General features: G+C 34.4%; 16 protein-coding genes, 1 tRNA gene and 1 other RNA gene. 11 read left to right on the top strand and 7 right to left on the bottom strand.

All coding sequences use genetic code 11. From position 1 onward, the window contains the following. Position 1: 1 nt before the first annotated feature. From CA2559_RS13570 to CA2559_RS06725, 9 genes are all read left to right on the top strand, one after another. Complete coding sequence (locus CA2559_RS13570) at positions 2–2,758, top strand: beta strand repeat-containing protein (RefSeq protein ID WP_013187109.1); 2,757 nt, start codon at positions 2–4, stop codon at positions 2,756–2,758. Between the two features lie 157 nt (positions 2,759–2,915). After that, the gene (locus tag CA2559_RS06760; protein ID WP_148232788.1) at positions 2,916–4,706 is read left to right on the top strand and encodes an OstA-like protein; all 1,791 of its coding nucleotides are present in this window, start codon (positions 2,916–2,918) and stop codon (positions 4,704–4,706) included. 37 nt (positions 4,707–4,743) lie between these two features. Further along, a complete protein-coding gene (locus CA2559_RS06755; RefSeq protein ID WP_013187107.1) occupies positions 4,744–5,940 on the top strand; it encodes an aspartate aminotransferase family protein in 1,197 nt (398 codons plus the stop codon). An 89-nt stretch (positions 5,941–6,029) separates the two neighbouring features. Then, positions 6,030–7,421: a tetratricopeptide repeat protein gene (locus CA2559_RS06750; RefSeq protein ID WP_013187106.1), complete on the top strand. Its 1,392-nt coding sequence runs from the start codon at positions 6,030–6,032 to the stop codon at positions 7,419–7,421. A 51-nt stretch (positions 7,422–7,472) separates the two neighbouring features. Next, positions 7,473–8,396 carry a DUF368 domain-containing protein gene (locus CA2559_RS06745; RefSeq protein WP_013187105.1) on the top strand — a complete coding sequence of 308 codons (924 nt, stop codon included), beginning with the start codon at positions 7,473–7,475 and terminating at the stop codon, positions 8,394–8,396. Continuing rightward, entirely contained in the window at positions 8,389–9,417 is a 1,029-nt protein-coding gene (locus CA2559_RS06740) for a DUF368 domain-containing protein (RefSeq protein ID WP_013187104.1), read from the top strand. The genes CA2559_RS06745 and CA2559_RS06740 overlap by 8 nt, the downstream gene beginning before the upstream one ends. Further along, positions 9,404–10,138 carry a shikimate dehydrogenase family protein gene (locus tag CA2559_RS06735; protein WP_013187103.1) on the top strand — a complete coding sequence of 245 codons (735 nt, stop codon included), beginning with the start codon at positions 9,404–9,406 and terminating at the stop codon, positions 10,136–10,138. The genes CA2559_RS06740 and CA2559_RS06735 overlap by 14 nt, the downstream gene beginning before the upstream one ends. A gap of 114 nt (positions 10,139–10,252) precedes the next feature. Continuing rightward, positions 10,253–12,454, top strand: a complete 2,202-nt coding sequence (locus CA2559_RS06730) for a DUF349 domain-containing protein (RefSeq protein ID WP_013187102.1) — start codon at positions 10,253–10,255, stop codon at positions 12,452–12,454. A gap of 15 nt (positions 12,455–12,469) precedes the next feature. Beyond that, on the top strand, positions 12,470–13,114 hold the full coding sequence (locus tag CA2559_RS06725; protein ID WP_013187101.1) for a class I SAM-dependent methyltransferase: 645 nt from the start codon (positions 12,470–12,472) through the stop codon (positions 13,112–13,114). 2 nt (positions 13,115–13,116) lie between these two features. Here CA2559_RS06725 and CA2559_RS13815 read toward each other — a convergent pair whose 3' ends face one another. The 6 genes from CA2559_RS13815 to CA2559_RS06705 all read right to left on the bottom strand — a co-directional run bounded on the left by CA2559_RS13815 (position 13,117) and on the right by CA2559_RS06705 (position 16,568). Beyond that, positions 13,117–13,275, bottom strand: coding sequence for a hypothetical protein (locus tag CA2559_RS13815; protein ID WP_013187100.1), 159 nt, complete (start codon positions 13,273–13,275; stop codon positions 13,117–13,119). A gap of 64 nt (positions 13,276–13,339) precedes the next feature. Further along, positions 13,340–14,113, bottom strand: coding sequence for a nucleoside triphosphate pyrophosphohydrolase (mazG, locus tag CA2559_RS06720; protein ID WP_013187099.1), 774 nt, complete (start codon positions 14,111–14,113; stop codon positions 13,340–13,342). A gap of 38 nt (positions 14,114–14,151) precedes the next feature. Next, positions 14,152–15,720: a ribonuclease Y gene (gene rny / locus CA2559_RS06715; protein ID WP_013187098.1), complete on the bottom strand. Its 1,569-nt coding sequence runs from the start codon at positions 15,718–15,720 to the stop codon at positions 14,152–14,154. An 87-nt stretch (positions 15,721–15,807) separates the two neighbouring features. Next, positions 15,808–15,918: non-coding RNA, 6S RNA (ssrS, locus tag CA2559_RS13685), on the bottom strand. 58 nt (positions 15,919–15,976) lie between these two features. Beyond that, positions 15,977–16,267 (bottom strand): cell division protein ZapA, encoded by a 291-nt coding sequence (locus CA2559_RS06710; RefSeq protein ID WP_013187097.1) that lies wholly within the window; start codon positions 16,265–16,267, stop codon positions 15,977–15,979. A 10-nt stretch (positions 16,268–16,277) separates the two neighbouring features. Then, positions 16,278–16,568, bottom strand: coding sequence for a hypothetical protein (locus CA2559_RS06705; protein ID WP_013187096.1), 291 nt, complete (start codon positions 16,566–16,568; stop codon positions 16,278–16,280). 303 nt (positions 16,569–16,871) lie between these two features. Here CA2559_RS06705 and CA2559_RS06700 point away from each other — a divergent pair, with 303 nt between their 5' ends. Both CA2559_RS06700 and CA2559_RS06695 read left to right on the top strand, forming a co-directional pair. Continuing rightward, positions 16,872–18,578, top strand: a complete 1,707-nt coding sequence (locus tag CA2559_RS06700) for a M23 family metallopeptidase (protein ID WP_306465496.1) — start codon at positions 16,872–16,874, stop codon at positions 18,576–18,578. 6 nt (positions 18,579–18,584) lie between these two features. Then, positions 18,585–21,050, top strand: a complete 2,466-nt coding sequence (locus CA2559_RS06695; protein WP_013187094.1) for a TonB-dependent receptor — start codon at positions 18,585–18,587, stop codon at positions 21,048–21,050. 63 nt (positions 21,051–21,113) lie between these two features. On the opposite strand, the gene CA2559_RS06690 is transcribed toward CA2559_RS06695, so the two are convergent. Beyond that, positions 21,114–21,188, bottom strand: a tRNA-Val gene (locus tag CA2559_RS06690). Positions 21,189–21,230: the final 42 nt, after the last annotated feature.

Here is a 21,230-nt window from a genome sequence, read left to right as displayed (position 1 = left end):
TATGAAAATTAACTACATTTTTTCAGCATTAGCTCTAGTAGCTATTATGCTTACTTCTTCATTTGCAATAGCGCAAAATAATGAAGGTTTCAGCTACCAGTCTATCATTAGAGATACAGATGGACTTCCAATAGACAACCAAAACGTATCTATTAGAGTTGGTATTTATGAAGGATCTACTAGTGGACCATTAGTATATCAAGAAACTCACACTGTCACTACATCAGACGTTGGCTTAATCTCTCTCATCATTAGTGAAGGGACAGTAGTATCTGGAGATTTTAGCGTAATAGATTGGGGCAATGCGTCTCATTTTGTAACTACAGAGACAGATCCTAGTGGTGGCACAAACTACACTCTAGTAGGTTCTAGCAGACTTCTTAGTGTCCCTTATGCAAAATATGCATCTGTATCTGGTAGTTCCAATAGCATGAGTTCAGACTGGACACTACAAGGTAATACTATTGATGAAGCTATAGACTTTCTAGGCTCAACAAATGATCAAGACCTTATCTTAAAGCGTAATAACGTACAAGTTGCAAGGTTTGAGGATCAAAATATCGGATTAGGAAATAATGCATTAGGTGCTGGCTCAACAGGAACGTCTAATGTAGCCATAGGTAATGGGACTTTACCTGTTAATACAGGACAATTTAATATTGCAATTGGTGACAATGTGCTTTCAGCAAACACATCTGGAAATCAAAATATTGGATTAGGGCAAGTGGCATTGTCTCAAAATACCACAGGACAAAATAACATAGCTTTAGGAAATAACGCTATGACAAGCAACACAACTGGCGGTGACAATGTAGCCTTAGGTGTTGTTGCTCTGAGCAATAATACAGAAGGTTTTAATAATGTTGCTATTGGTGGAAACACTTTAGGCTCTAATACTATAGGAAATGATAATGTGGCTGTTGGTAATCAATCACTTTCTACAGCAACTGAAGCAAATGGTAATGTCGGCGTTGGTCCTAATACACTTAGATTGACAACAACAGGACAGTTTAACGTTGGAATTGGAGGAAGCGCATTAGAAAATAATACCTCAGGTGAGCGCAATGTTGGTATCGGTCTTATAGCACTAGTTGGAAATACCACAGGTGAAGATAATGTGGGTATAGGTACTGAAGCAATGGCTGCTAATACCGAAGGAAATTCTAATGTCGCATTGGGAAATAACTCCTTAAGGAGTAATACAACTGGAAACGATAACGTTGCTATTGGTGGTAACACCCTAAACGCAAATATAGATGGTAATGCAAATGTTGCTATTGGCATAGACGCATTAGCGTTATCTACCAGCTCTATAGATAACACTGCTGTTGGCGCAGCTGCATTGCGAAACACAAGCTCTGGAAACTCAAATGTAGCTGTTGGTGTAGAAGCTCTTGTAGATAATACCGAAGGAAATGAAAATGTAGCTTTAGGAAGAAGGACTCAAGCCGCTAATACAACAGGTAATGCGAACACAGCAGCAGGTTTTACAGCATTAGAATCAAATACTACTGGAAGTGAAAATACTGGTTTTGGAGTAAGAGCACTTAGAGGTAATAGTGATGGCTTTGGTAACTTAGCACTTGGATATGAGGCAATGCGAGAAGCCCAAGGTTCAAGACAAATAGGTATTGGTATAAATGCTCTAGCAGTTGCTACCGCATCAAGTTTCACAAACTACGCTATAGGAAATGAGGCTATGTTAAACTTAACAGATGGCGGTAACAATTTAGCCTTTGGTGAATTTGCTCTCGGTAGTGCTACTACAGCTGGCGACAATGTTGCTATAGGACAAGGTGGTGCATTGGGTCAAATTACAGGTGCTATTGGTAATGTTGGTGTTGGTACAGCTGTTATGGCAGAAAAAACTTCGGGTGATTTTAACACAGGACTAGGTCAAGGAGTATTAAGACTTAATATAGGTGGCGCAAGAAATACTGCAGTAGGTGCAGGATCTATGGAAAATGGCACTGCAGGTAATGATAATACATCAATAGGCGTAGACAGTATGAAAGAAAGCGAAGGAAGCAGCAACGCTGCACTAGGTTCCTTTGCCATGCAAAATCACGGTACTGGAGACCTAAATACAGCAGTAGGTTTTGCTGCATATAGTGAAAGTACAAGCGGGTCTTTTAATATTGCCGTTGGTAGTTTTGCTTTAAACTCTATAAACTCTAATAATAATACTGGAGTTGGATATGCTGCAATGTTTTCAAATACAACAGGTGTTAATAATGTTGCCTTAGGAAGATTTGCTGGTGGAAATGTAACTGAAGGAAGTAACAATATCTTTATAGGTGCCGGAACAAATGGCACAGGTGCTATTATAAGTAACCAATTAAATATAGGAAATAGTATTTATGGAGATTTGGATGCCAATCTATTTGGATTTGGTGTAGAAACGCCTACAGAACGTATAGATGCAACTGGCGGTAATGTAAAAGCAGATACCTTTATCTCTGCTACACAAACGTATCCGGATTATGTATTTCAAAATTATTATAAAGGTACTTCTACTATAAAAGAAGATTACAACTTTACATCTTTAAAGACTGTAGAAGAGTTTGTAAAAGAAAACAACCATCTACCTGGTGTGACATCTTATAAAGAAGTTAAAGACAATAATATGACCATTAATTTATCTGAACTTGCTGTACAAAGCTTAGAGAAGATAGAAGAATTATACTTGCATATTATAGCACAACAAAAGGAAATAGAAAAACTTAAAGCCGAAGTTGAAGCTATTAAGAAAAAATAATCAACTTTCATTGACTCTAGAAAAGCCTTCAATTTTAGGATTGAGGGCTTTTTTTATTTTGTAACTCAATAGCTTGTAATTCGTATTTATATCAAAATACACAATAGGCAATGTTACAGTGTCTTTTTCGTTACTTTTACACAAAATTTACTTTTAGTTGAAAACGCTTAAATATATACTTCTCATAGCACTGTTAACCTTGCAATACACGTATGGGCAAGAACAAGACACTATAAAAGACAGTAAGATAGATTATACTGCAAACAGAACATTAATTGATGAAGTTAAATATCCTGGCGCATTAATTTTATCAAAAGTAAAAGAACAAGTTCATTTCTTACACGAAGGTATAGATGTTTGGTGTGACCAAGCAGTGTTTTATAAAGAAGACAATTTCTTTAAAGCTTATGGAAATGTAAGGATCAAACAAGGCGACACGGTTAATATGAATAGTACCTATGCCGAGTATAATGGCAATACCAAGTTTGCTTTTGCAAGTACTGGTGTTAGGCTTTCCACACCATCACAAACTTTAACCACAGATTCTTTGTTTTTTGACCGTACAAAACAGCAAGCTTTTTACAGAAGTGGTGGTACCGTTAGAGATACTGCAAGTACCATTACCAGTAAAATTGGGCGCTATTATATGGAGCTTGACAAATATTCTTTTAAAAGGGATGTTGTGGTAAACAATCCAGAATACGTTATTAATAGTGAGCAGTTAGATTTTTATACAAAGTCTGGTCACGCATACTTGTACGGTGAATCTACTATCGAAAGCGAAACAAGTACAGTTTACTGTGAACGTGGTTTTTATGACACAAGAGGCGATACTGGATATTTTGTTAAAAATTCTCAGATAGATTATGATAATCGGAAATTAGAAGGCGACAGCTTGTTTTTTGATCGCGCAAAGAATTTTGCATCTGCCACTAATAACATTAAAGTTACAGATACCGCTAACCAAAGCATTATAAAGGGACATTATGCAGAAGTTTTTAGAGATAAAGATTCTGTATTTATAACAAAAAGAGCATTAGCTATAACTGTACAGGACAAAGATTCTGTATATATACATAGCGATACGCTTATGATTACTGGAAAGCCAGAAAACAGAGTTATAAGAGGCTTTTATGATACACGGCTTTTTAAAAGCAATATGAGTGGAAAGTGTGACAGTGTCCATATACAACAAAAGACAGGTCTCACAAAAATGCTTGGAAATCCTGTACTCTGGTCAAGCAATAGTCAACTTACCGGAGACACTATACACCTACTTAATAATCCTAAGACAGAAACGCTAGACACCTTAAAGGTTTTTAATAATGCGTTTATGATTCAGAAAGATTCTATTGAAGGTTACAACCAAGTAAAAGGTAAAGAACTTATTGGGTTGTTTAATGATGATAACGATTTATACCAAGTTGATGTACTCAAGAATACAGAAACCATCTATTATTTAAGAAACGAGCAAAAAGAGCTAATCGGTTTAAATAACACATTGGCATCATCAATCTCCATACTTATGGAAAACAGAGAAATTGTTGATGTGTATTACTATAAACAGATAGATGGCACCATTAATCCAGACCTAAATAAACCAGATGTAGAAAAAAAATTGACCGGTTTTAATTGGCGAGGTACAGAACAATTAATTACAAAAGAAGATTTATTTAAAGGCGAAGCACCTTTAGAACTTGTTAAAATAAAAGGTATCCCTTTGCCTACAGAAGAAAAAGCATTCTTTGAAGAACGGGATGAAGATGATGAGCTTCTATTAAATGAAAACTCCAGACTAAAGCCAGAGACATTACAGAACAAAGCTCAAGACAGCATCATTACAGCTCCAAAACTTAAAAAGGATTTATTAAAAAATCCTAAGCAAACAATAACTCCAAATGCAAAGCCCTTACTAGACCCGCAAGGCTTAACTAAGGAAGACAATTAGCATTTCTGCCAATTTTGCATAACCATTATTATAAGCTATGAAAGATGATTTCATTACTTACCAAGCACAAACCACTCCGCATCCTTTAGCATTAGAAGTTAGCTATGCAGAAGGATCTTACATTTATGACACCAACAATAAAGCCTATTTAGATTTTGTTGCTGGAGTTTCTGCCTGCAGTTTAGGCCATAGGCATCCACGAGTTATTAATGCAATTAAAGCACAACTAGAAAAGTATTTACATGTTATGGTTTATGGGGAATATGCTCAAGAACCTGCAGTAAAACTATCTAAACTCCTGGCTAAAAACTTACCAAAATCATTAAATAAAACTTACTTGGTAAACTCAGGCACAGAAGCTATTGAGGGCGCATTAAAACTAGCTAGAAGAGCTACAGGAAGAACAGAAATTATCGCTGCACATAAAGCATACCATGGTAATACAATGGGTTCTTTAAGTTTAATGGATATTGAAGAGCGCACTGCTCCATTTAAACCTTTAATTGAAGATGTGAATTTTATTGAATTTAATAACGAGGAACATCTTTCAAAAATTAGTGATAAAACGGCGTGTGTTATATTAGAGACCATACAAGGCGGTGCTGGATTTATTCTTCCGAAAAACGATTATTTAAAAAAAGTAAAAGATCGCTGTAAAACAGTTGGCGCACTTTTAATTCTAGATGAAATTCAACCAGGATTTGGTCGTACCGGAACTCTTTTTGGCTTTCAGAATTTTAATGTCGTACCAGATATTGTAGTAATGGGAAAAGGTATGGGTGGCGGCCTACCTATTGGGGCATTTACCGCATCAAACTCATTAATGGATTTACTAAGTGACAACCCTAAATTAGGTCATATTACAACATTTGGTGGTAATCCTGTTATTGCGGCTTCTGCACTTGCAACCTTGCAGGAAATTACAGAAACAAACCTTATGCAAGAAGCTTTAAAGAAGGAAAAACTCTTCAGAAAGCTATTAAAACACCCATTAATTTCAGAAATAAGAGGCTCTGGATTAATGTTAGCACCAATATTACCATCTGCTGAAATAGCTTCAGAAGTCATCTTGGCGTGTCAGGAAAAAGGACTTATTTTGTTTTGGTTACTATTTGAAAATAAGGCACTTAGAATATCTCCGCCACTTACAATTTCAGAAGAAGAAATCAAGAAAGGCTGTGGCATTATTATTGACATTCTAAATAGTGTAAAGTCTAATAATAAATCTTGTTAATTACTTTGTTGAAAACAATACGCAAATCAGCAAGTGCCCGTAAGATAGATTTATAACTTTATTTAAGTAGGAATGCAAATCTGAACGCTATGCAATTAAGCCATAATGAAGACCATAATTTCTCGCTCGATAAATTTGAATCAATGCTTAAGACCAATGATGTCTTATTCTTTGATGCAGATGAATTTGAGAACATTATAAGCCACTACCTGGAAATGGGTAAAATTGGCCTAGCTAAGCGTGCTATTAAGTTAGGGCTTAGCCAGCACCCATCATCAATAAATCTTAAGCTTCATAAAGTTGAAGTTTTAGTTTTTGAAAATAAGTTAGATCGCGCCAATGAAATTTTGAGCGAGTTGTACCTTTTAGAACCTACAAACGAAGAGATTTTCATTCAGAAAGCTAATATCTTCAGCAAACAAGACAATCATAAAAAAGCTATAGAAATGCTGGAAACAGCATTAGAGCTAACTTTAGATGAAGCCGATGTATATTCTTTAATAGGCATGGAACATCTCTTTATGGAAGATTATGAAAATGCCAAGTTTAGCTTTATGAAGTGTCTTGAGCAAGATGAAGAAGATTATGCATCGTTATATAATATTGTGTATTGTTTCGATTTTTTAAATCAACGTAAAGAAGCAATCGACTATCTAAGTATGTACCTAAACACCAACCCATATTGTGAGGTTGCGTGGCACCAGTTAGGAAAACAGTATTTTGATGATAAGGATTATGAAAAGGCATTAACTGCTTATGATTTTGCTATAATTAGTGACGATACTTTTATAGGCGCTTATCTTGAAAAAGGTAAAGTTTTAGAAAAACTTAAGCGTTATAATGAAGCTATAGAAAACTACAGAATTACTTTAGAGCTAGATGACCCAACTGCATTTGCATATCTTAGAATTGGTAGATGTTTTGAAAAACTAGGCGCAGATGATCTTGCCTTGCAACATTTTACTAAATGTGTACATGAAGATCCGTTATTAGACAAAGGCTGGATTGCTTTAACAGACCAATATCTTAAAAAGTTAGACTATCAAAAAGCACTTTATTTTATAAATAAAGCTATAGATATAGACGAAGACAATGTTCTTTACTGGAAGCGTTATGCTAAAATAAACAACCGTCTAAAATTTTATGAAGAAGCAGAGCGTGGTTACAGAAAATCTTTAGAGCTTGGAAACTATGAGCTAGAAACTTGGATTACACGTTGTGACATACTTATAAATCTTGGTGAATATAATGTAGCTATTAATAATCTATTACAAGCTGAAGAGTTTTATCCGGATACAGCAGAAATTGAATACAGATTATCTGGATTACATTTCTTGTTAAATGAAGGTGAAAAAGGTTATTTTCATTTAAATAACGGCCTTAAGATAGACCCAGAATACCATATTATAATTGAAGAATTATTCCCAATGGTTTTTCAGCGAAAATCTGTAAAAGACGTTATTAAGATTTATATCCCTTAGTCCTTTACTTACTTAACCAATTGTCTATTTTTGTGCAACTAACTTACTATTATGGAGCGCAATTTTAAAGACTATGCACTTATATCCTTAAAAGGAATTGCTATGGGTGCAGCAGATGTTGTACCTGGAGTTTCTGGTGGTACCATTGCTTTTATTTCTGGCATATATGAAGAATTGGTAACTACCATTAGTGGTATTAATTTAGGATTACTTAAAGAATGGCGAGAGTTTGGCTTCTCCTCTATGTGGAAAAAAGCAAACGGTAATTTTATAATTGCATTATTTTTAGGCATTGCCATTAGTGTATTTACAGTAATGCGTTTAGCAAATTATTTACTAGAAAATCACCCTATTTTAATTTGGTCATTTTTCTTTGGCTTAGTTATAGCAAGTATTTGGTTTGTAGGAAAGCAAATACCTAAATGGAATGCAAAAATAATTACAGCATTAGTATTGGGAGCAGCTGTTGCTTTTTACATTACAACCTTACCTCCTATTACAGGAACACAATCACCTTTTTTCTTATTTATTGCTGGTGCTATTGCAGTATGCGCTATGATATTACCAGGAATCTCTGGAGCTTTTATATTAGTGCTTTTAGGAGCGTACAAAACAATTAGTGAGGCTATACACGATTTCGATTTTAAGACTATAGGTATTGTTGCAGTTGGCGCAGTTGTAGGATTACTGTCTTTTTCAAGAGTCTTAAAGTGGTTATTCTTAAAATACAAAGCTGTCACACTTGCTGTGTTAACAGGTTTTATAACAGGTTCTTTAAATAAAATATGGCCTTGGAAAGAAATTCTGGAAACAGTAACTGTTGGAGATAAAGACATGGTTATTAGAGAGCAATCTGTCTTACCACAACATTTTGATGGCGACCCTCAACTTATATTTGCCTTACTCCTAATGGTTGCAGGATTTTTATTAATTCTTATCTTAGAGCGTGTAGCAACTCAACAAGCCAATGCATAACAAACGTAGCTTTACGGATCAATTTTTCCTAGTCTTAAAAGGCTTAGGAATGGGTGCGGCAAATAAAGTTCCTGGCGTCTCTGGTGGTATTGTTGCCTTTGTAGTAGGCTTTTACGAAGAGTTTATATATACGCTTCAAAAGTTTGATAAAAATGCATTTAAGCTTTTTATAAACGGAAGGTTTAAAAGTTTTCATAGATACACCAATGGTAGTTTTATGATGCCTCTATTATTTGGTATCATCATAAGTTATTTCAGCATTTCTATCTTATTAGATTATTTAATTAAGCACTATGAGATATTAGTTTGGTCAGGTTTTTTTGGAATGATAATAGGCTCAATTTATTACATTGCTAAAGACTATGATGACTGGTCTAAGAAGAACATAGGCTTTTTGCTTTTAGGCATAATTACAGGTGTTGGTATTTCCTTTTTAAGTCCAGCAACAGAAAATGACAACCTTCTTTTTGTATTCTTCTGTGGAATTTTAGGGGTTTCTGGTATGACATTACCTGGTCTTTCTGGCTCTTTCATCTTAATTTTAATTGGCAACTATGTCTTATTGCTGGTAGACTCTGTAAATGCTATAAACTTAACTGTCGCAGATATTTTACAGCTCGATTTTTCTTTTGTAAATATGCCAGAACGCGTGCATCTCCTCAAGATTTTCTTTGTTTTCCTCGCAGGTTCTTTAGTAGGGTTAGTGAGTTGGGCTTATATATTAGGATTCGTTTTAAAAAGCTATAAAAATGAAACCTTTGCTGTAATTATTGGGTTTATAACTGGATCTTTAGGTGTAGTCTGGCCTTGGAAAGACAAGATTCTTAAGGTAGGTAAAGATGGACAACCACTTTACGATATAAATAACAATCCTATTATTGAAGGCTACCAAAGATATTGGCCAGATTTTAACGCAGGACATACTTGGCTTGCTGTTTTATTTGTACTTATTGGCTTAGGTATTGTTCTCGCTTTAGATTGGTATGGAAAATTAAATGCTCCAACATATGAAGACTCGTAAATTCGGATTATTAGGAAAAGATATAGACTACTCATTTTCAAGAGGCTATTTTTCTGAAAAATTTAAAGCTGAAGATTTAAATGCTACCTATGAAAATTTTGATTTTCAAAACATAGAATTGGTAACAACTATACTAAATCCTAGTGCTCAAATTTCTGGTATAAATATCACAATTCCCTATAAAGAAAGTATAATACCTTACTTAGATGAATTACAGGAAGATGCTGTAAACATTGGTGCTGTAAACACTGTTAAATTTGAAGACGGTAAAAGTATTGGCCATAACACAGACTTTTATGGTTTTACTAAAGCTTTAAAACCACACCTAAAAGCACACCATAAAAAGGCTTTAATACTAGGTACTGGCGGCGCATCAAAAGCTATTGCTTATAGCTTAAAAAAGCTAGGTATTAATTATGTTTTTGTGTCTAGAAATCCAGATTTTAATGAAATGAGCTATCATAATCTAGACGAAGATATTGTTAGAGATTATACATTAATTATTAACTGCACACCGTTAGGAACGCATCCTAATATTCAACAAAAACCTCAGATACCTTATGAGGGTATTTCAGAGAAACATATAATGTTCGATCTTATTTACAATCCTTCAGAAACAGCATTTCTTAAACAAGGAAAATCTAAAGGAGCAACGATAGTAAACGGACTTAAAATGCTAGAGTTCCAAGCAGAAAAATCTTGGGAAATTTGGAATAGCTAGTGATTCCTGTTAGGAATTTGATTGTCCTCATAATTGTTACTATCTTTCAGACTTAAAGACGATTTTTAAAATCCTGAAACGAGTTTAGGATAACGACCCATAACATTGAAAGATATGTCTGACAAAGAACACACTCCAGAACACGAAGAGCAACAACAAAATGAGACTGCCTCAACTTCAAAAGAAGTTCCTACAGAACCTGCAGACCAACTTGTTGAAACGCCAGAAGACCAAAGTGATTTAGAAAAAAGCATTGTAGCAGAGCGCGAAGATAAGTCTGAAAAGAAAGATACTTCTGTAATCTCTGAGTCTGATGATGAAGATGAAACACCTCAACAAAACCCAACTACTGCCAAAGGCACAAACAAAGCGGTTAATGTAGAGGAAGCAAATGATACTGCACACGAAGATGCAATGGTCGAAGAGTCTGAGAAACCTTCAGAATCTAGCTCAACATCTAAAAATTCTGAGGATGATACAGATCATGAAGACGCAATGGTTGCCGAAGCTAGTTCTAAAACTCCAAGAGATGCCCAAGAAGAAGTAGATAATGCTGTAGCAGAAGATAGTGAAGATGAAAGCACTGGAGAACGTCATGATATTGAAAAGAAGAATTATGAAGAACTTTCTCAAGAAGATCTAGTTAAAGAGCTAGAAACACTCCTTAAAAACGAGAAAGTACAAGCAATAAAAGAGCACGTAGACGAGATTAGAACTGAGTTTAACAACAAGTTTGATGAAGAGTCTGAGCAGAAAAAAGAAGAGTTCTTAGAAGAAGGCGGTAACATTATAGACTTTCATTACGTAACGCCAATTAAAAAGAAATTTGATTCTGTTTATTTTGATTATCGTGAAAAGCGAAACAATCATTACAAACAACTTAAGCGTGATCTTACAGAAAACCTTAAGAAACGTGAGGCTATTATTGAAGAACTAAAGAATATGATTGGTGTTGGAAACGACATGCACTCAAACTTTAATGACTTTAAAAAATTACAGGAACGTTGGAGACAAGCTGGTCCTATACCTAGAGACAAGTACAACTTAGTTTGGAACAACTATCACCACCACGTAGAAAACTTTTACGATTTCCTTCATTTAGATCGTGAATTTAGAGACCTAGATTTTAAACACAATTTAGAGCAAAAGCTAAAAGTTATTTCTCGTGCAGAAGAGCTTGCAAAAGAAACAAATGTAAACAGAGCATTTAGAGAATTGCAAATGCTTCATAAAATGTGGAAAGAAGACATTGGTCCTGTAGCCAAAGAACATAGAGATGTAATTTGGGATAAGTTTAGCGCCTTAACTAAAACCATACATGATAACAGGCAAGCTCATTATTCTGAACTAGAAAAGGATTTTGAAAAAAACCTGGAGAAGAAAAATGAAATTATTGCTCAAATTGCAGAAATTGCAAATGATGAAGTAAAATCTCACGGTTCTGTTCAGAAAAAAATTAAAAAAGTAGAAGCTTTAAGAGAAGCTTTCTTTAAAGCAGGTAAAGTACCTAGAGAGAAAAATCAGGATACTTGGGATAGGTTTAAGAAAACTGTAAGACAATTTAACCGTAACAAAAACGCGTTTTACAAAAACCAAAAACAAGAGCAATATGATAATCTTGAAAAGAAAAAAGAACTTATAAAAATTGCTGAAGACAATAAGGATAGTGACGACTTTAAAACCGTTACACCTTTAATGAAGAAAATACAGAACGATTGGAAAAAAATAGGACACGTTCCTAGAAAAGATTCTGATAAGATCTGGAAGCAGTTTAAGACCGCTTGCAACCACTACTTTGATAATATGCACAAAGAAAGAAAAGCTGAAAATGCTGAGCTTTTTGAAGCATTTGATAAGAAGAAGGAAATGCTAGATCAAGTTAAAGAACTTAAACTAGAAGGCAGTCCAGAAGAAAAGCTGAAAATCATTAAAGATCAAATAGAGGCTTGGAAAGCTTTAGGCCAAGTGCCTCATAATAAACGATTTATTGAAGGTAAGTTTAATAAAGCTCTAGATGATTTATTTGGCGATTTAGATATAAGCCGTAAGAAACAAGAAATGCTCAAATACGAAAGTAGATTACAAGCATTAGAAGACGCAAATGATGATCGTAGTATTGAAAAAGAATCTTACTTTATAAGAAAGAAAGTAGATGAAACTACTGCAGAAATTGCTCAACTTGAAAACAACTTAGGCTTTTTCCAACACGTGCCAGATGACAATCCTATGGTTCAAGATGTTCATAAAAACATTAATAAGCACAAGGAAGAACTTGAAATGTGGAAAGCTAAACTTAAAAAGCTAAGACAGCTTTAAAAGTTAATTTCCATTATGATACCGACAAAACACCTTACCTGTCCACTTTGTGATGGTAAGGTGTTTTTATATTCTGAAGCTTTAAATAGGCGTTATTATAAATGCTCTAATTGTGATGGAGTGCATCTTTCAAAAGAGTTTCAGCTTACACCACAAGAAGAAAAACAACGTTATTTAGAGCACGACAACGATGTGAATGACAAAGGTTATCAGGACTTTGTACAACCAATAGTAAATGCTGTAATAAGAGATTTTAAACCAATAGATAATGGTTTAGACTTTGGTTGTGGCACAGGACCTGTTATTGCTAAGTTACTTAAGGAGAAAGGTTACAACCTTACATTATATGATCCCTATTTTAAGGCCTTAAACAAACCCTTAAAACGTAATTATGCTTATATTTTTTGTTGTGAAGTTATAGAGCACTTTAACTCTCCCAAAAATGAGTTTACCTTATTACATAATCTTCTAAAGGAAGATGCAAAGCTTTATTGTAAAACAGGACTCTTAAAAGACAGTATAAATTTTGAGAATTGGTGGTATAAGAATGACAAAACACATGTGTTTTTTTACACACCAACCACGCTAAAATGGATAGCATCACATTATAATTTTAAAAGTGTAGATATCACTTCTAAACTCATTACGTTTACTACTTAAAATTACTTTTTATTTTTCTTTAAAGAAGTTTTTAAAGTTTCGTCTTCACGCTCTTTTTGTTCTTTCTTAGCTTTTTGTGACTCTGTAAACCTAATACCATCTTCACCATGCATATCTGCAGGTTCTTTGTCCACTAAATTTTTTCTTTTTAAATCGCTCATCTTAGTAATGTTTCCTTAAAGATAATAAGTAACAAAGCGAACAGTAGTTAATGCAGCGTTAATGTTAAAGCATCTTAGCCTCGTTCCAATACACATCCATTTCAGTCAAGGTCATATCTGCAAGTGCTTTCCCTTGTTGCTTGGCTTTTTGTTCTAGGTATTGAAAACGTTTAATAAATTTCTTATTAGTACGCTCTAATGCGTTTTCTGGGTTTACTTTTAAAAATCTGGCGTAGTTAATCATTGAGAATAAAACATCGCCAAATTCAGCTTCTATAAGATCTTGATTGTCTTCGGTTACTTCGTGTTGCAGTTCTTCAAGTTCTTCTTTGAGTTTTTCAAACACTTGTTGTGGTTCTTCCCAGTCAAACCCTACACCTGAAACCTTATCTTGAATTCGACTTGCTTTAACTAAAGCTGGTAAAGATTTAGGCACACCTTCTAACACACTAGTCTTACCTTCTTTAAGCTTTAAATTTTCCCAATTTCGTTTAACATCTTCTTCGTTCTCTACCTTAACATCTCCATAAATATGCGGATGCCTATCTATTAATTTATCACAAATTGAGTTGGCTACATCTGCAATATCAAAATCTTTAGTTTCACTGCCTATTTTAGAATAGAAAACAATGTGTAAAAGCACATCTCCTAACTCTTTCTTTACCTCGTCTAAATCGTTATCTAAAATAGCATCGCCAAGCTCGTAAGTCTCCTCTATAGTAAGATGTCTTAAGCTTTGCATAGTCTGTTTCTTATCCCAAGGACATTGCTCTCGCAATTCATCCATTATGGTTAATAACCGATCTAATGCTTTTAATTGATCTTTTCGACTGTTCATAAACTGGTTTTAAAAGATCTTTAAGAAGTTATGCGTATTTATTTAGCAATATTTACTGCGCGTGTTTCACGTATAACAGTTACTTTAACTTGTCCTGGATACGTCATATCTGTTTGTATTTTCTGAGAAATTTCAAAAGATAAGTTTGAAGCTTTATCATCATTTACTTTTTCGCTTTCTACAATAACACGAAGCTCGCGTCCAGCTTGTATAGCATAAGCTTTCTTTACACCTGTAAACCCAAATGCTATATCTTCCAAGTCTTTAAGACGTTGTATATAAGAATCTAATACCTGTCTTCTCGCGCCTGGTCTTGCACCACTAATAGCATCACACACTTGAATTATTGGAGATAATAGAGATTTCATTTCTATTTCATCATGGTGAGCTCCAATAGCGTTACACACATCATCTTTCTCTCCATATTTCTGAGCCATTTCCATACCTAAAATAGCGTGTGGTGTTTCCATTTCTGTTTCTGGAACCTTACCTATATCGTGTAATAATCCTGCACGTTTAGCAAGTTTTGCGTTAACCCCAAGCTCTGCAGCCATAACACCACAAAGTTTTGCAACCTCTCTTGAGTGTTGTAATAAGTTTTGACCGTAAGACGAACGGTATTTCATACGTCCTACCATTTTAATAAGTTCTGGATGTAGACCGTGAATACCTAAATCGATTACTGTGCGTTTACCTACTTCGATAATCTCTTCATCAATTGCTTTACGTGTTTTCTTAACAACCTCTTCAATTCGTGCTGGGTGAATTCTTCCATCTGTTACCAATTTATGAAGTGATAATCTAGCTACTTCTCTTCGCACAGAATCAAAACAAGAAAGTATTATAGCTTCTGGAGTGTCATCTACAATAATCTCTACTCCTGTTGCAGCTTCAATAGCACGAATATTACGTCCTTCACGACCAATAATACGTCCTTTTACATCGTCACTCTCTAAGTTAAATACAGACACGCAATTATCTATTGCTTCTTCTGTACCTATACGTTGTATTGTATTTATTACAATTTTCTTAGCTTCTTGTTGGGCAGTCATCTTGGCATCTTCAATAGTATTTTGGATCATAGCCATTGCATCTGTCTTGGCTGTTTCCTTTAAAGATTCCATAAGTTGGTCCTTAGCATCATCTGCAGAAAGGCCACTTATTACCTCTAACTGTTGTACTTTTTGAGTGTGTACTTTATCTATTTCTGCCTGCTTCTTTTCTAGGTAGTCTATACGATGGTTGTAGTCTTTTAGCTTATCATCTAATTCTGAATTTAGTTTTTTATTTCTACCTAATTCACTAGAAATTTTAGACTCTTTATCTCTGGTGCGTTTCTCGGCATCAGACATTTTTTTCTCTCTACTGTTTATTACTTTTTCGTGCTCAGATTTTAGCTCGATAAACTTTTCTTTAGCTTGAAGTATTTTATCTTTCTTTATGCTTTCGCCTTCTGTTTTAGCATCTTTTATGATCGTAGCTGCAGATTTTTCTGCATCTGTAATGATCTTAGATGATGCAGATCTTTCTATCATTTTAGCAATGATATACCCAATTGCAACGCCTATAACGCCAATAATGGTAAAGTAAAGTATTGTAGTGCTCATATATGTATGTTTAAATAAAAACCCGTTTATGAAAAATCATTTCAGTTTACGGTATAAAAAAAGCCTGTATTAGCATTGGTTTTGTATAAACTTCATAAATAATAAAGTTTAGGGCTACATAACTGATCAAACTTCCGTTCTAAGACGGCTTGTTTTTACAATTAAAACTTACCCTTTTCAAATAATTGATTGTTAAGTTTATCAAAAAGGTTGCTAACACAGGCAGTAATGCTTGTTTATTTTAAAGAACGTAATGTTAGGTTAATTGTTGTTCCAGAAAGAGGTTCAAGTTTTTCAATTTGTCTTCTATTTCTGCAACCTCACCTTGGTCGTCTATGGTCATCTGTACAGTCTTAGATGCAAACTGCAACGCACACATTGCTAATACATCTTGCTTATCTCTTACTGCATAATTTTGCTCAAACTGCTTAATCATTTGCTCTATACTCTTCGTGGCTTTTCTTAACGCCTCTTCCTGCTTAGGGTTTATCGACATTGGATAAACTCTATCTGCTATAGATAATTTTATTTTCAGTTTGTCGGCCATAGCCTTTTATTTATTCAGAAAGCTGAACGATACATTGATCTATTTCCCGCATTAGGCTGTTAATCTTAAGCTTCGTTTCTTTCTTGTACTCATTACTGCCCAGCATAGCATTAGCGGTTTTTAACGTCTGGTTTTTTGCCTCTAAAGCTTCTATGTGCTTCTGCAAATTATTTACTTCTGCTCCTGAAAGCTCTAAATCACGTTCCAGTTTCGCAATTTTATGAGTGCTTTGGCTTTGTTTTTCTACCAACTTGCCAATCTTATCTTCCAAAGCTTCAACAAGTTTCACCAAATTACTCATACACGCCTTTACTTATGCTTATCCTTACAAATTTATGTAACTGGATTGAATAAGCCAATGGTTTCATAGACTTATTTACAACTTAAATTTTTACAATTATTAAAAGTTAATATTTTAAAGTTTGCTTTTTCACCTCTCGAGGAATACGGGTAAATTTTGCTTTCCAATTTTAAATAAAGCGCATTTAATAGTATTAAAATTGTTTTACTTATTTCAACATAAAAAACAGTACTTAAATCTAAAAATTTACACAATTAGCCAAGGTTTACTACGTTTGTCTTATATTTAGCTGAACAGATTTTTATGATGACAAAACAATTTTTCCTAAGTCTATTCATTTGTTATTTTATCACAAATGGCGTAGCTGCACAACCTGTAGTTCCAACAGAGTATTTTTCTAATCCCTTAAATATTGATTTAAAATTATCTGGGACCTTTGGAGAATTAAGATCTAATCATTTTCACAGTGGTATGGATATTAAAACACTTCAAAAAGAAGGTTATGATGTATTAGCTTCAGCTGAAGGTTATATTTCTAGAATTAAAATTTCACATTACGGCTACGGAAAGGCACTTTACATCACACACCCTAACGGCTACTCTACCGTTTATGCTCATTTACAAAGATTTTCACCAAAAATTGAAGCCTACATAAAAAAGAGGCAATATGAGAAGCAAAGTTATGAGATAGAAGTTTTCCCTACATCTACAGAACTTAATGTTCAACAAGGAGAACTCATAGCTTTCTCTGGAAATTCTGGAAGTAGTGGTGGTCCTCATTTGCATTTTGAAATAAGAGATGACAATAGCAGACCAATGAATCCTATGCTGTTTAATATCGACATTAAAGACACGACGGCTCCAATTATAAATAGTTTATGGGTATATCCTCAAGATGATAATAGCCATGTAAATGGAGATGCCAACAAACAAAAATTAAGACTTATTCCTCAACAAGATGGCAGTTATACTGCAGAAAAAATTAAGGCTTGCGGTAATTTAGGGTTTGGTATTTCTACTGTAGACAGACAAGATTATGCTCCAAATAAAAATGGTATTTATAAAATTGACACTCAAATAAACGGCAACCCAAACTTCTCTATACAAATGGACAGGTTTAGCTTCTCAGAAACACGCTATCTAAACAGAATGATAGATTATGAATATTTCAAAGATTACAAGAGCAGAGTACAAATGCTTTTTGTTCAAGAAAACAATCCTCTTAGTGTTTATAAAAATTTAGAAAACAACGGGTATTTATCTATTACAGATGAGCATTCTTTTACTTATACAATTATTGTAAGTGATTTTTCAGGAAATGAAAGGATTGTTAGAATCCCAATAGAAGGCGAAACTTACGCAAGCATTAAACCAAAAGACATTAAAACTACTCCATATTTTGTAGATGCAGATGAAGCAACAGCTTTCGAGGAAAAAGGAATTGATGTTTATATACCATCTAACGCTCTTTATGAAGACACCTATTTAAATATAAAATTTGTTGGTGACAGTATTCACTTTCACGAAGACAACACTCCTATTCATAAAAATATCACCATAGGTTTTGATGTAGAAAAATACAGTCCAGAAGATCGTAAGAAATTATACATAGCAAGATTATATGGTTATTATAAAAATCCATCATATGTATCAACATACAAGAAAGGAGCTAGGTTTACCACAAAAACTAGAACATTTGGAATATACACACTTGTTGAAGATACTATTGCCCCAGAAATTAAGGCTTTAAATTTCTCCAATGAAAAATGGATTAGCAACAACACAACCTTAAGGCTAAAAATTGAAGATAAAGGTTCCGGTATAAAAAATTATCACGCTACAGTTAACGGGAAATACATTCTTACCGAATACAATTACAAAAAAGGCACATTAACTCATAGTTTTGAAGATGGAGTTGTCACCGAAACTGAAAACAAATTACAAGTGATAGTCACAGATAATGTTGGAAATAGTACTACTTTTGAAAGTACCTTCTTTAGAAAAAACTAAATCCTGTTGAAAAAATCTACCCTATTTTATGTGCTTTTTACTTGTTTTTTATACCAAGTATCTGCTCAAACCGCAACCGTTCAAGGTATTATTTTAGATGATGCCAAAACACCAATTTTAGGAGTAAACATTAGCTCTAGTAATAATGGAACAGAAACCGACATAAACGGAACTTATAGTTTAAAAATTCCATCAAACCAAGATGTAGAAATTACGTATTCTCACGTTGGATTTAAAAACATTAAAATCACTGTTAATTTAACTAGTGGAGATATTTATGAATTTAATCCACTCTTTAAAACAGACATTGAGCAAATTTCTGAAGTCATCATTAAAACCGGACAGCGTCAACGTGTTGAAGGTATTGTTACCTTAGCACCAGAAACTATTCGAAAAATTCCTGGAGCTAACGCAGGTGTAGAGACTTTACTTAAACTTTTACCAGGTGTAAGCAATAATAATGAGCTATCTACACAATATGCTGTGCGAGGCGGTAATTATGATGAAAACTTAGTTTATGTAAACGAAATTGAAGTTTATAGACCATTTTTAATTAGAAGCGGACAACAAGAAGGTCTCTCTTTCGTGAATACAGATTTAGTAAGAAATGTTGAATTTTCAGCAGGAGGCTTTCAAGCAAAGTATGGAGACAAATTATCTTCTGTATTAGATATTACCTACAGAAGACCTGTAGATTTCGGAGCATCTTTAGAAGCCTCTTTATTAGGTGGAAGTATTTCTGTTGAAGGAATTTCAAAAGATGATAAATTTTCAGGCATTGTAGGATTAAGATATAGAGACAATGGATTATTTGTTAACTCCAGAGAAACGGAGACTAATTACAGAGCAGGATTTGCTGATGCTCAAACATTTCTTAGCTACAGAGTAACAGATAAATTTGAATTGGGCTTTTTAGGTAATGTTTCAGTTAATGATTACAATTTTGAGCCTCAAGCTAGACAAACCAATTTCGGGACGCTGCAAGACCCTTTAGCATTAGTTGTATTTTACGATGGTCAAGAAGAAGATCGCTACGAAACCTATTTTGGAGCGCTCAAAGCTACATATGACGTTTCAGACAATTATACCGCAAAACTCATTGCCTCAACCTATAACACCCAAGAACAAGAACATTTTGACATATTTGCAGAATATAGATTAGGTGTTCCTAATACTGATATTGGGAGCGAAGATTTAGGCGAGGTTGAGTTTACCAGAGCAGCCGGATCACAGCTTACACATGCAAGAAATGATCTTGATGCATTAATTTTCAACTTAGAGCATAAAGGAACAATCTCTATCAATGATCACTTAATAGATTATGGTATCAAGTATACTCATGAAGATATTAGAGACAGACAACAAGAGTACGAAGTAGTAGACTCTGCTGGCTTTTCAATAAGACCACCCTTTTCAGACTTTGCAAACGACCAACCATATCAAGCTTTTGACGCACCTTTAACACCTTACTCAAGTGTGAGAGCATTTAACGAAACACAGATTGATAGGATACAAGCATACGCACAATATGGCAACAAAACTGTAATAGGTAATACTGAAATCTTTTACAACCTTGGTATTAGAGCACACCAATGGACTGTTAATGACAACCTAACAAACACAACCGAAAGCCAAGCAGTGATAAGTCCTAGAGCACAATTTGCCGTTAAGCCCGATTGGGAAAAGGATATGATATTTAGAATTTCAGGAGGACTATATCATCAACCTCCTTTCTATAGAGAGCTTCGAGACTCTACAGGGACTGTAAGACCAAATGTAAAAGCACAACAGAGTGTTCACTTAGTATTAGGTAATGACTATAGCTTTAAGCTCTGGAACCGCCCATTTAAACTTGTAAGCGAACTTTACTATAAGAGTATTACAGATGTAAACCCATACACAGTTGAAAACGTAAGGATAAGGTATGCAGCTAATAATAATGCAAAAGCATATGCTTATGGGTTAGATATGCGCTTAAACGGTGAGTTTGTTCCTGGCACAGAAAGTTGGGTTAGTTTTGGGTACCTTAAAACTGAAGAGAACATAAATGACCGAGGCTATATTGCAAGGCCTACAGATCAACGTTTAAAGTTTGGCGTATTACTTCAAGATTATGTTCCAAGAATACCAAGTTTAAAAATGTATTTAAACTTAGTTTACAATACAGGACTACCTGGAGGCTCTCCCAACTACGCAGACCCTTATGATTTTCAAACCCGTCTAAGAGACTATAAAAGGGCAGATCTAGGGATATTCTATGTACTTGCAGATCAAAATAAAACTTTCAGTAAAGGTCATTGGCTACACCCTTTTAAGGAACTTACTCTTGGTTTTGAAATCTTCAACATATTCGATGTTCAAAATTCAATAACAAATACATTTGTAAGAGATGCTAGCACACAACAGCAATTTGCAATTCCAAATTTTTTAACACCTAGAATTTTTAATTTAAAACTCGGAATGAGACTCTAGAAAAATTAAACGTTTATAAAACTAAAAAAACCACATCTTTCGATGTGGTTTTTTTTAATTCTGTGGGCGCAGAGGGATTCGAACCCCCGACCCCTTGGGTGTAAACCAAGTGCTCTGAACCAACTGAGCTATGCGCCCTGCTCTGTAAGCGGATGCAAATATAAGTTTATTTTACAATTG

The organism is Croceibacter atlanticus HTCC2559, from assembly GCF_000196315.1.
In the GTDB taxonomy this organism is placed as follows: Bacteria; Bacteroidota; Bacteroidia; order Flavobacteriales; family Flavobacteriaceae; genus Croceibacter; species Croceibacter atlanticus.
Note: the sequence above shows the minus strand (reverse complement) of the source record. Positions and strands in the feature narration are given on the sequence as shown.